Source organism: Actinoallomurus sp. NPDC050550 (assembly GCF_040655075.1).
In the GTDB taxonomy this organism is placed as follows: Bacteria; Actinomycetota; Actinomycetes; order Streptosporangiales; family Streptosporangiaceae; genus Actinoallomurus.
In genome coordinates this window covers 259,012-270,826 of record NZ_JBFAJC010000007.1, presented here as the reverse complement: position 1 = coordinate 270,826, position 11,815 = coordinate 259,012, and the positions used below count along the sequence as shown (strand labels likewise).

At 72.8% G+C, this 11,815-nt stretch carries 10 protein-coding genes; 7 read left to right on the top strand and 3 right to left on the bottom strand.

Annotated elements, in window-relative coordinates:
- The first annotated feature begins 156 nt into the window (after window positions 1-156).
- The 6 genes from AB0I04_RS13255 (at window position 157) to AB0I04_RS13230 (ending at window position 7,778) form a co-directional block, all read left to right on the top strand.
- Complete coding sequence (locus AB0I04_RS13255; protein ID WP_360883101.1) at window positions 157-2,862, top strand: Rne/Rng family ribonuclease; 2,706 nt, start codon at window positions 157-159, stop codon at window positions 2,860-2,862.
- Between the two features lie 390 nt (window positions 2,863-3,252).
- Complete coding sequence (rplU, locus tag AB0I04_RS13250) at window positions 3,253-3,567, top strand: 50S ribosomal protein L21 (RefSeq protein WP_345442702.1); 315 nt, start codon at window positions 3,253-3,255, stop codon at window positions 3,565-3,567.
- 9 nt (window positions 3,568-3,576) lie between these two features.
- Complete coding sequence (gene rpmA / locus AB0I04_RS13245; RefSeq protein WP_345442704.1) at window positions 3,577-3,834, top strand: 50S ribosomal protein L27; 258 nt, start codon at window positions 3,577-3,579, stop codon at window positions 3,832-3,834.
- Between the two features lie 84 nt (window positions 3,835-3,918).
- Window positions 3,919-5,349, top strand: coding sequence for a GTPase ObgE (gene obgE, locus AB0I04_RS13240; RefSeq protein ID WP_360883096.1), 1,431 nt, complete (start codon window positions 3,919-3,921; stop codon window positions 5,347-5,349).
- Between the two features lie 19 nt (window positions 5,350-5,368).
- Entirely contained in the window at window positions 5,369-6,484 is a 1,116-nt protein-coding gene (gene proB, locus AB0I04_RS13235; RefSeq protein WP_360883195.1) for a glutamate 5-kinase, read from the top strand.
- Between the two features lie 28 nt (window positions 6,485-6,512).
- Window positions 6,513-7,778, top strand: a complete 1,266-nt coding sequence (locus AB0I04_RS13230; RefSeq protein ID WP_360883093.1) for a glutamate-5-semialdehyde dehydrogenase — start codon at window positions 6,513-6,515, stop codon at window positions 7,776-7,778.
- A 143-nt stretch (window positions 7,779-7,921) separates the two neighbouring features.
- Here the strand turns inward: AB0I04_RS13230 and AB0I04_RS13225 are convergent, their stop codons facing one another.
- Both AB0I04_RS13225 and AB0I04_RS13220 read right to left on the bottom strand, forming a co-directional pair.
- Window positions 7,922-8,677 carry a polysaccharide deacetylase family protein gene (locus tag AB0I04_RS13225; protein WP_360883090.1) on the bottom strand — a complete coding sequence of 252 codons (756 nt, stop codon included), beginning with the start codon at window positions 8,675-8,677 and terminating at the stop codon, window positions 7,922-7,924.
- 241 nt (window positions 8,678-8,918) lie between these two features.
- Window positions 8,919-9,809 carry a LysR family transcriptional regulator gene (locus AB0I04_RS13220; protein WP_360883087.1) on the bottom strand — a complete coding sequence of 297 codons (891 nt, stop codon included), beginning with the start codon at window positions 9,807-9,809 and terminating at the stop codon, window positions 8,919-8,921.
- Window positions 9,810-9,892: 83 nt separating this feature from the next.
- Between AB0I04_RS13220 and AB0I04_RS13215 the strand changes: the two genes are divergently transcribed.
- Window positions 9,893-11,158, top strand: coding sequence for an MFS transporter (locus tag AB0I04_RS13215; protein WP_360883085.1), 1,266 nt, complete (start codon window positions 9,893-9,895; stop codon window positions 11,156-11,158).
- Between the two features lie 45 nt (window positions 11,159-11,203).
- Here the strand turns inward: AB0I04_RS13215 and AB0I04_RS13210 are convergent, their stop codons facing one another.
- On the bottom strand, window positions 11,204-11,815 hold the full coding sequence (locus AB0I04_RS13210; RefSeq protein WP_360883082.1) for a helix-turn-helix domain-containing protein: 612 nt from the start codon (window positions 11,813-11,815) through the stop codon (window positions 11,204-11,206).

The following is an 11,815-nucleotide window of genomic DNA, read 5'->3' as shown; positions in this document are numbered from 1 at the left end:
GCGACGCATGGGTCCTCGGGGACGGCCGGGCGCACCCCTGATGACTTTGTCGGTACGGCCCGCCAGGGCCACGCCGGCGACGACGACAAACGAAGAGCTCCTGTGCGGCGCACCCCTCGTGGGTCGCGCCCGGGAGCCTGACGGGAGACAGCCCGCATGCTTGACAAGGAATTCGGTGACGCCACCGGCGGCACCGAGGACAACGACATTGAAACCGGCGAACAGACCGGGAGGACGTCCCGGCCGCGACGCGCGAGTCGACCGGCGGGGCCTCCGCCGGAGCCGGAGGAGGACACCACTCCGCGTACGGTGACGCGGCCCGCGTCGGCCCAGGTGACGACGGCGGCCGACGCCCCGGCGAGTGCCGGTGACGCCGCGAGCGCCGAGAAGACCGCCAAGCCGACCCGCACGCGCCGCGCCACCCGTAAGGCCGCGCCCCCGCCGGAGCCGGCCGCCGAGGCGCCCGCCGCCCCGCAGCCGGAGTCTCCGGCGACTCAGCCGGCCGTTCCGGAGGCCGCGGCGACCCGGCCCGCCGTTCCGCAGCCCGAGTCGTCGGCGCCCACGGGGCCGGTGACCCGGCCCGCGGGCCCGCCGCCGGTTCCCGAGGCGGCGTTCCAGCCGCCGATGGTCGTCTTCCAGCCGCCGCAGCTGATGGAGGAGAAGGCCGAGCCGGCTCCGCGCACCCGCGCCGAGGCGCAGCCGAAGGTCGAGGCGAAGGCCAAGGCCAAGCCCGAGCCGAAGGAGAAGGCCGAGCCGGCCCCGGCGCCCGAGGAGCCGGAGGACGAGCAGGGCGACGAGGACGACGGTACCGACCGGTCCAGCCGCCGGCGTCGCCGCCGTGGCGGCCGGGGACGTGGCAAGACCCGTGACGGCCAGGAGACCGAGGAGATCACCGGCAAGGCCGAACCCGAGGACGAGCCCGAGGGCGAGTCGCGGCAGGCCGACGAGGAGCCCGAGCAGGACTCCGACGACGACGATCAGACCGAGGGCGGCAGCACCCGCCGCCGGCGCCGCCGGCGTCGCCGCAGCTCCGGCGCTGACGGCGACGATCTCGCGGCCGACGACCCGCCCAACACCGTCGTACACGTCCGTGAGGTCCGCGAGCCGCGCGTCGTCGAGGACGAGGTGCAGGCCGTCAAGGGCTCGACCCGCCTGGAGGCCAAGAAGCAGCGCCGCCGCGAGGGGCGCGAACAGGGCCGCCGCCGCCCGCCGATCGTCACCGAGTCGGAGTTCCTGGCCCGGCGCGAGTCGGTGGAGCGGATCATGGTGATCCGCTCGGAGGGCGACCGCACCCAGATCGGCGTGCTCGAGGACAAGGTGCTCGTCGAGCACTACGTCGACCGGTCCAGCCACCAGTCCTACATCGGCAACGTCTACCTCGGTAAGGTCCAGAACGTCCTGCCGTCGATGGAGGCGGCGTTCGTCGACGTCGGCAAGGGCCGCAACGCCGTCCTGTACGCCGGTGAGGTCAACTGGGACCTCGCGGGCCTGGAGGGCCAGCCGCGCCGCATCGAGTCGGCGCTCAAGTCCGGCCAGTCGGTGCTGGTGCAGGTCACCAAGGACCCCGTCGGTCACAAGGGTGCCCGGCTGACCAGCCAGATCTCGCTACCCGGCCGCTACCTGGTGTACGTCCCGGACGGTTCGATGACCGGGATCAGCCGCAAGCTGCCCGACAAGGAGCGCTCGCGGCTCAAGCAGATCCTCAAGAAGGTCATGCCCGAGAACGCCGGCGTGATCGTGCGCACGGCGGCGGAGGGCGCCACCGAGGACGAGCTGTCCCGCGACGTCTCCCGGCTGGCCGCCCAGTGGGAGAACATCAGGCGCCAGTCGAAGACCGCGTCCGCGCCGGCGATGCTGTACGGCGAGCCGGACCTGACCATCCGCGTGGTCCGTGACATCTTCAACGAGGACTTCACCAAGCTCGTCGTCCAGGGCGAAGACGCGTGGGACATGGTCGAGGAGTACGTCGGCTACGTCGCCCCGCACCTGGCCGACCGCCTGCAGAAGTGGACCGACGAGGACGACGTCTTCACGTCCTACCGGGTCGACGAGCAGATGGCCAAGGCGCTCGACCGCAAGGTCTGGCTGCCGAGCGGCGGTTCGCTGGTGATCGACCGCACCGAGGCGATGACCGTCGTCGACGTCAACACCGGCAAGTTCACCGGGCAGGGCGGCAACCTCGAGGAGACGGTCACCCGCAACAACCTCGAGGCCGCCGAGGAGATCGTGCACCAGCTGCGGCTGCGTGACATCGGCGGCATCATCGTCGTCGACTTCATCGACATGGTGCTCGAGAGCAACCGCGAGCTGGTGCTGCGCCGGATGCTGGAGTGCCTGTCGCGGGACCGCACCAAGCACCAGGTCGCCGAGGTGACCTCGCTCGGCCTCGTCCAGATGACCCGCAAGCGGGTCGGCGGCGGTCTGCTGGAGTCCTTCTCCGAGCCCTGCGAGTGCTGCAACGGCCGGGGGATCCACGTCACCCTCTCGCCGGTCGAGCCGAAGCCGGACAAGGCCGGCACGCCGAGCCGCCGGAAGAAGCGCAAGGGCGAGGTCGAGAAGGTCGTCGAGGAGAAGATGGCCCGCGCCGAGCGCCGGGCCGCCCGCTCCGAGGCCGCCAAGTCCGGCGCCGAGGCCGAGGAGGCCGTGAGTGCCGGGGCCGATGAGGCGGCCGAGGCCGCCTCCGGCCCGGTGGAGGCCGAGCGGACCTCCGCTGGGAGCCCGTCCGCCGAAGCCGCCGAACCGGCCGCCACGGAGGCCGAGGAGGCCGGGCACGAGGCACCCGAGACCGAGCCCTCGGCCAACGGCCGTCGGCGGCGCACCCGCCGGTCCACGCGGGCCCGGTCCGACGCGACCGCGGACTGACGCGCGGTGACGGGCCGCCGCTGATCGGCGGCGGCCCTGTCCAGCGAGGCACCGCGCAGGACGGCGCGCCGCCCACGGTGGACCTCGCTGGTTCGGTGGCACGCCGGAGAAGTCGTACGTATGGCGAACATCCGCCCGTGCGTCTCGGCGCGCGCCGCGCATGTCGTTCGCCGGTCGCTCGTCCACGCGGTCCCTGGCCATAGCCCTTCGGCCGGGATCGCGCCGGTTCGACCTCCGGCCGCAGGATCCGGTACTCTAGGTATCCGGCGCTTTCCCGCGCCGTTGTTAGCGCGCCTGAGGCCCCCGGCATTCGGTGGGAGCGGGCTGCAGCTTCCGAGATGAGCTTGTTCGGTTAGTCGTGCCCGAGGCACGCAAAGGAAAGGTTCCGCGGTGTACGCGATCGTCCGTTGCGGCGGCAGGCAGGAGAAGGTGGCCGTCGACGATGTGCTCACCGTCGACAAGGTGGCCGGTGAGGTCGGCTCGACGGTGACGCTCCCGGCCGTGCTCGTCGTTGACGGCGACAACGTCGTCAGCGCGCCCGGCGAGGTGGCCAAGTACACGGTCACCGCCGAGATCCTTGGCGCGACCAAGGGCCCGAAGATCAACATCATGCACTACCGGAACAAGACCGGGTACAAGCGGCGCATGGGTCACCGTCAGCCGTACACCCAGGTCAAGGTCACCGGTATCAAGGCCGGAAAGTAGGTCGCAGACATGGCACACAAGAAGGGCGCCTCGTCCAGCCGTAACGGCCGTGACTCCAATGCCCAGCGGCTTGGCGTCAAGCGGTTCGGCGGCCAGCTCGTGAACGCCGGCGAGATCATCGTCCGGCAGCGCGGCACCCACTTCCACCCGGGTCCGGGTGTGGGCCGCGGCGGCGACGACACGCTGTTCGCGCTGGTCGCGGGTGCGGTCGAGTTCCGCCGTTACCGTGGTCGTCGCGCCGTGAGCATCGTCCCGCCGGCGGAGTAGGTCCGCCGACGCGACAGGTTTTCAGGACGAGGGCGGACCGTTGATCGGTCCGCCCTCGTCGTTTTTTCGATGAAGGGTGAGGACATGCCGGACGAGACGCTGCCGCCGGCGCCGGTGCTGCGCGGTCATTCGGGGCCGCCGGGGGCGCAGTTCATCGACCGGGTCGTCCTGCACGTCCAGGCCGGTAACGGCGGGCACGGCTGCGCCTCCGTACACCGGGAGAAGTTCAAGCCGCTCGGCGGGCCGGACGGCGGCAACGGTGGGCGCGGCGGCGACGTCCTCCTGGAGGTCGATCCCAGCACCGCGAGCCTGCTCGACTACCACCACCGGCCGAGCCGCAAGGCCACCGGCGGCAAGCAGGGCCAGGGGTCGAACAAGAGCGGCGCCAACGGCGGCGACCTCGTGCTGACCGTGCCGAACGGCACGGTCGTCAAGACGCTCGACGGCGAGGTGCTGGCCGACCTCGTCGGCGCCGGCACCCGCTTCGTCATCGCCCAGGGCGGCCACGGCGGCCTGGGCAACGCCGCCCTGGCCTCGGCCAAGCGCAAGGCGCCCGGATTCGCCCTCCTCGGCGAGCCGGGCGATGAGCTCGACGTCGTGCTGGAGCTCAAGACCGTCGCGGACGTCGCGCTGGTCGGGTTCCCTAGCGCGGGCAAGTCGTCGCTGATCGCGGCGATCTCGGCCGCCAAGCCGAAGATCGCCGACTACCCCTTCACCACGCTCACCCCCAACCTCGGCGTCGTCAGCGCGGGCGAGGTCGTCTACACCGTCGCCGACGTCCCGGGACTCATCGAGGGCGCCAGCGAGGGCCGGGGTCTCGGCCTGCAGTTCCTGCGCCACATCGAGCGGGCCTCCACGCTCGTCCACGTCCTCGACTGCGCCACATTGGAGCCGGGCCGCGACCCGATCTCGGACTTCGAGGTGATCGAGGCCGAGCTCCAGGCGTACGACTCCCTGGGCGACGAGCCGCTGTCCGACCGCCCGCGCCTGGTCGTGCTCAACAAGGTCGACGTGCCCGACGGGCGGGACCTGGCCGAGCTGGTCCGTCCCGAGTTCGAGAAGCGCGGTCTGACGGTCTTCGAGGTGTCGGCCGCGACCCACGAGGGCCTGCGCGAGCTGAGCTTCGCGATGGCCGAGATGGTCGCGGCCCACCGCGCCGCGCAGCCGGTGGAGGAGCCGACCCGGCTGGTCATCCGGCCCGAGCCCGTCGGCGGCGCCGACTTCGAGGTGCGCCCGCTCGGCGACGACACCTACCTCGTCACCGGCGAGAAGCCGTTGCGCTGGCTGCGGCAGACCGACTTCACCAACGATGAGGCGGTCGGCTACCTCGCCGACCGGCTCGCCCGCCTCGGTGTCGAGCAGCGCCTCGCCGAGGCCGGCGCCGAGTCGGGGGCCACCGTCTACATCGGCACCGAGGACGAGTCGATCGTCTTCGACTGGGAGCCCGAGGTGCTCGCCGGATCCGAGCAGGGTCTCGGCCGTCGCGGCACCGACCGGCGGCTGGAGGGCCGGTGATGTCGTGCGTGAGGCGGTGATGCGCGCGCGGCGGATCGTCGTCAAGGCGGGGTCGTCGTCGCTGACGACCCCGGATGGCGCGATCGACGCCGCCCGTATCGACGCGCTCGTCGACGTCCTCGCCGGATGGCGGCGGGCCGACGGCCGGCGCGAGGTCGTGTTCGTCTCCTCCGGCGCGATCGCCGCCGGGCTCGGGCCGCTGGGCCTGCCCGCCCGGCCGCGCGACCTGGCACTGCAGCAGGCCGCCGCGAGCGTGGGGCAGGGGCTCCTGTTCGCCCGGTACACCACGTCGTTCGCGCGGTACGGCCTGGGCGTCGGGCAGGTCCTGCTGACCGCCGACGACATGATGCGCCGCTCGCACCACCGCAACGCCCAGCGCACGCTCGAACAGCTGCTCGCGTTCGGGTTCCTGCCGATCGTCAACGAGAACGACACCGTCGCCACCGACGAGATCCGCTTCGGCGACAACGACCGGCTCGCCGCCCTCGTCGCGCACCTCATCCGCGCGGACGCGCTGATCCTGCTGTCCGACGTGGACGCGCTCTACACCGGTGACCCGCGCGAGCCGGGCGCCCGGCGGATCGAGGACGTCCGCGAGCCTGCCGACCTGGACGGCGTACGCCTGGGCGGCTCGGGACGCGTCGGCACCGGCGGCATGGTGACCAAGGTGGAGGCGGCCCGCATCGCCGGTGTCCCGGTCGTCCTGACCAACGCCGACTCGGCGGGGGCGGCCCTGGCGGGGGAGAACGTCGGAACGTACTTCCACCCGGCCGGCGTCCAGCCGTCCACCCGGAGGCTCTGGCTGGCGCACGCCACGACCGGGCAGGGACGGCTCCGCCTCGACCCGGGAGCGGTCGAGGCCGTGGTCGGCCGCCGCAAGTCCCTGCTGCCCGCCGGCGTGACCGGCGTGGAGGGCGACTTCAGCGCGGGCGACCCCGTCGACATGTGCGACGACGAGGGCCGCGTCGTCGCCCGCGGGCTGGTGAACTACGACGCGGCGGAGATCCCCGACCTGATGGGCAGGTCGACACGCTGGCTGGCGCGGGAGCTCGGCCCGGAGTACGAACGCGAGATCATTCACCGGGACGACCTCGTCGTCCTGGTCACGGAGGAAGCGGCGGCCCGGCGGCCCTGAGGCCGGTGCGGGGCCAGGAGGAGGAGAGATGGGCACCCAGGAGCAGGTTCTCGAGGTGGCGCGGCGCGCCCGGCAGGCCGCCGCCGAGCTGGCCCCGCTGCCGCGCGCCGTCAAGGACGCCGCGCTGCACGCCATCGCGGACGCCCTCGTGGCCCGCTCCGCGGAGATCGTCGAGGCCAACGCCGCCGACGTGGCCCGCGCCCGCGAGGACGGCATGTCCGAGTACATGATCGACCGGCTCAGCCTGACCACCGACCGGGTAGCCGCCATCGCCGCGGCCGTCCGCCACGTGGCGTCCCTGCCCGATCCGGTGGGAGAGTCCGTGCGCGGCTACACGCTGCCGAACGGCCTGGAGCTGCGTCAGGTGCGGGTCCCGCTCGGCGTGGTCGGCATCATCTACGAGGGCCGGCCGAACGTCACCGTCGACGCCGCCGCGCTCACGCTCAAGAGCGGCAACGCGGTGCTGCTGCGCGGCTCTTCCTCGGCGTACGACTCCAACACCGCGCTGGTCGAGGTGATGCGCTCGGCGCTGGCCGGCCGGGTGCCGGCCGACGCGATCCAGCTGGTGCCCGGCCGCGACCGCGACTCGGTCAAGCACCTCATGCGGGCCCGTGGCCTGGTCGACGTGCTCATCCCCCGGGGCGGGGCCTCGCTGATCAACTCGGTGGTCGAGGAGTCGACGGTGCCGGTCATCGAAACGGGCACCGGCAACTGCCACGTGTACGTCGACGCGGACGCCGACCTGGACATGGCCGTGGACATCCTCGTCAACGCCAAGACGCAGCGCCCGTCGGTGTGCAACGCCGCCGAGACGGTGCTCGTGCACCGCGACATCGCCGAGGCCTTCCTGCCGCGCGCACTGCGGGCGCTCGGTGAGAAGGGGGTGACCGTGCACGGCGACGCCGCGGTCCGCACGCACGCCGGCGAGGGAGCGACCGTCGTCGAGGCGACCGACGAGGACTGGGGCACCGAGTACCTCTCCCTCGACCTCGCCGCCGCCGTCGTCGACTCGCTCGACGACGCCGTCGCGCACATCCGCCGGTACGGCACGGCGCACACCGAGGCGATCGTGACGACCTCCCAGTCGGCCGCCCGCCGTTTCACGGCGCTCGTCGACTCGGCGGCCGTCATGGTCAACGCCTCGACGCGGTTCACCGACGGCGAGGAGTTCGGGTTCGGGGCGGAGATCGGCATCTCCACCCAGAAACTGCACGCCCGCGGCCCGATGGGCCTGCCCGAGCTCACCTCGACGAAGTACGTCGTCACCGGCGACGGCCACCTCAAGGGTGCCTGAGCCACGGCATTCGGTGGCCGTCGTACCCGAGAGAGCGAGGCCGGGTCCCCGCCAGGGGACGGGAGACCGGCATGCGGCCGGTGAGGTACGAACCGGCCGCGGAGCGGGTGAGGAGGCGAGCGCGGCAGTGACCGGCCGGCGGCTCAGCCGCAGGCGATCAGCCGGAAGGTGTAGCCGCGCTCCTTCAGCGCCTTGAGGATCTCCGGCAGCGCCGCGACGGTCTGGCCGCGGTTACCGCCGCCGTCGTGCATCAGCACGACGGAGCCGGGGTGTACGTGGGCGAGGACCCGATGGACGATCGCCGACGTGCCCGGCCGCGCCCAGTCCTGCGGGTCGACGGTCCACAGGACGACCTTCTTGTGCAGGGCCCGCGCGCGGGCACGGACCGTGTGGTTCACCGCGCCGTACGGCGGTCGCAGGCACTCCGGAGTGACGCCGGTCGCCGCGCGGATCGCCCGGTCGGTCCGGCGGACCTGGGACCGGAAGACGCTCGCCGAGACCCTGGTCAGGTCGGGGTGCGACCAGGTGTGGTTCTGCACGCTCCCACCCTGCGCGACCACCTTCCTGGTCAGGCCCGGGTGGCGGGTGACGTTCTGGCCGAGCTCGAAGAAGGTGGCCCGGGCGCCGTACCTGGCGAGGACCTTGAGCACCTTCGGCGTGTACGGGCTCGGCCCGTCGTCGAAGCTCAGGTAGACGACCTTCGCCCGGCGGGGCCGGGCCGGCGCGCCGTAGGTCTCCGAGTGGGCGAGCGGGGCCGACGCGGCCCGCGCGCTCCCGGCCGCCGATGCGGGCGGTGCGGCGTGCGCGGGCGTGGCGGAGAGGGTGGCGGCGAGCAGAGCGGTCGCGGTTCCGAGCAGGGCGACGGGCCGGCGGAGTGCGGCCGGTCTTCCTCCGGGCATGGGGGGGTTCCTTACTTCACGGGCAAACGGAGCGGACCTGTGAAGTGTCTTGATCAAGAGGACCGCTCAGCGAGGCGTTTTCCCGCCTTTTAACAAATTGCGCCGGATGTGGCCACCGGGGCGGCTCTCAGGGGAGACGGGGCCGGCTCTCAGGGGAGACGGGGTCGGCTCTCAGGGGAGACCGGGCCGGTTCTCAGCGGAGATCCGCGTCCCCGGCTCGGCGCGTCGCGCGTGTCCTCGGTCACGAGGAGCCCGGCGTCGCGCGCCCGCCGTCCCGTACGGCACCGGCCGCGGCGTACAGCAGCTCGCGGACGGCCTCCTCGCGGTCGGCCCGCCAGACGAGGCGCAGCGTGATGTCCGGCGTCTCCACCGGATGCCGTACGAGAACGCCGGAGGCGAGATCCTCGGCGACGGCGAACTCCGGCAGCACGGCCGCGCCGAGGCCCCGGCGCGCCCATCCGTGGATCACGGTGACCGAGGCGAGCTCGGTGCGCTCGCCATCGACGCCGAACACCCGGTCGGCGACCATGCGGAAGGAACAGCCGGGAGGTGTGACCAGCAGCCGCTCATCAGAGGTTCCGGGAGCGGTGACGTACGCCAGCGGCACGTCCTCCACGTCGAGGAAGTCCAGCCGCGCGGGAACGTCGAATCCGAGGTCGCCCAGGGCCGGCCCGCTGTCCAGGAGCAGTCCGGCGTCGAGGGATCCCGCGTCGATGCCGGTGAGGATCTCCCGGCGGTTGAGCGGCGCGACCTCGACGCCCAGGTCCGGGCGGCGGGCCGCGAGGCGGGCGACGATGCCGGGGACGAGCGTGGCGGCCAGCGTCTCCAGGGCCCCGAGCCGTACGACGGACGGTCGGCCGGTCACCTCGCGCCGCGCCTGATCCGCCTGGTCGAGGAGCCGCCGGGCCCAGACCGTCATCCGCCGCCCGGCCTCGGTGAGACGCATGCCCTCCGGCGTCCGGTCGAACAGGGTGACGCCGAGCGACCGCTCCAGCGCCCGTACCTGCTCCGAGACCGAGGAGGGCGCGAGCTCGACCGCGATCGCCGCGTCGGTGACCGTCCCTTCGGCGGCGACGGCGAGGAAGGTGCGCAACTGCCGTAGTACCACGCTGACCTGGCCTTTCGGTTTCACCGAATGAGGGGTTCGCCGTCGCCGGTGGAGGAGACGAGCGGGCGACGTGAGGGTGGGCGCATCCCATTCTCCTGGAGTCGCACGTGGTTTCCGAAACCGTCACGATGTCCCGGCCGAGCCGGCTGTTCGGCCTGTCGCTCGGCTATTTCATGGTCCTGCTGGACACCACCGTCCTGACCGTCGCCCTGCCGGACCTGCGCGCCTCGCTCGGCGGCGGAATCGCCGGGCTGCAGTGGGCGGTCACCGGCTACACGGTGACGTTCGCCGCGCTGCTGCCGACCGCCGGCGCGGTGTCGGACCGGTTCGGCGCGCACCGGGTCTTCGCCGCGGGCGTCGCCGCCTTCGGCCTGGTGTCCCTGCTCAGCGCGGCGGTGCCGAACCTGGCCGTCCTCGTCGTCCTGCGCGCCGTGCTCGGCGCGGCGGGCGCGCTGTGCCTGCCGAGCTCACTGGCGATCATCACCCGGCTGTACCCCGTTCCGGCCGAGCGCGGTCGTGCCCTCGGCACCTGGGCGGCGATCACCGGCTGTGCGCTGGCGGCCGGTCCGGTCGCGGGCGGGCTGCTGGTGTCCGCCGGTGGCTGGCGGGCGGTGTTCCTCGTGAACGCCCCGGTGGCGCTGCTGAGCCTCGTGCTCGTCCGCGACATCCGGGTGCCCGCGACTGGACGGGCCATCGACTGGCGGGCGCAGCTCGTGGCCTGTGCCTTCCTGGCGGTGCTCACCGACGCCATCGTCGACCGGCACGTCGTCTCGGCGATCGCGGCGGCCGTCCTCGCCGTGGTCATGGTCGTCGTCGAGCGGCGCAGCGCGTCCCCGGCCGTCCCGGGCGCGGTGGTCGCCGAGCCGGGCGTGCGCCGTGGCCTCATCGCGGGCGCGGCGGTGAACTTCGCGCTCTCGGGCGGCCTGTTCGTGCTGACGCTGTCCTTGCAGCGTCACCTGGGCCCGGTGGCCACCGGTCTGGCGTTCCTGCCGCTGACGCTGCCGACCGCGTTCAACCCGCTGGTGACCGGCCGGCTGGTGGCGCGGTACGGGCCGCGCCCGCCGGTCCTGGCCGGGCTGACCCTGCTGACCCTCGGCTGCCTCGCCGCCACCCCGGTGCCGTGGCTGGGCATGCTCCTGATCGGCTTCGGCGTGTCCTTCTCCCTGCCCGCCCTGGTCACGGGAGTCGTACAGGCGGCGCCCGAGGGCGCGGCCGGCGTGGCGAGCGGCCTGCTGAACGCGGTGCGCCAGGTCGGCGCCACCGTCGGCGTCGCGGTGATGGGCGGCCTCGCGGCCGGCACGGCGTTCACCGTGGCGGCGGCGCTGTGCCTGGCAGCAGGCCTCGCCCTGGCCCTCGGCGGCCGACGTCCCTGATGCCAAGAGAACCCACGATCGATTCCGTGCGTTCACGGCGCCGTGTCAACGACGCTCGAATCCTGGTTCTGGCACGCGGTGATCGCCGTACGTGTTCGGGGTCGCCGGGATGCCCAGGAGTTCGCTCGCGATCGTGAGAGCCGTAGCTGATCGCTGGTCGGTTGTGCCGCCGAGCTGGTCACCACGGCCGGCGGCCATCACCAGGGCGTTCACGGCGAGACGCCCCCGCATGAGGCCGTCGACGTCGGTTCCCGCGGCGAGCAGCCGCGTGAGGTCCTCCAAGCGGTTCAGCAACGCGGACGCGGCCGGTATGCCGCGCATGGCGTGTTCGTTCACCCTGGCGCAGACGAGCAAGGGTCCGTCCTCGCCGTGGAGGAGCGCGCTGAGTTCACGCAGAGCCCCGGCTCGTGACGGAGTCGCCGTCCGCAGAGACGCGACGAGTTCTTCCAACGCCGGCAGGAGCCTGTCGTAGGAATTCGTGAGCAGGTCTTCCTTGCTGCGGAAATGGTGGTAGACCGCCGGTCGTGTGATGCCGAGCCGGTCCGCCACCTGGGCCAACGTGGTCAGCTCGTAACCCTGCGTTGTGAACATCTCCAAGGCTGTGACACGAATGCGTTCACGAGTGTCGGTACGCCGGCCGTCGACGCGCTGGGGCAT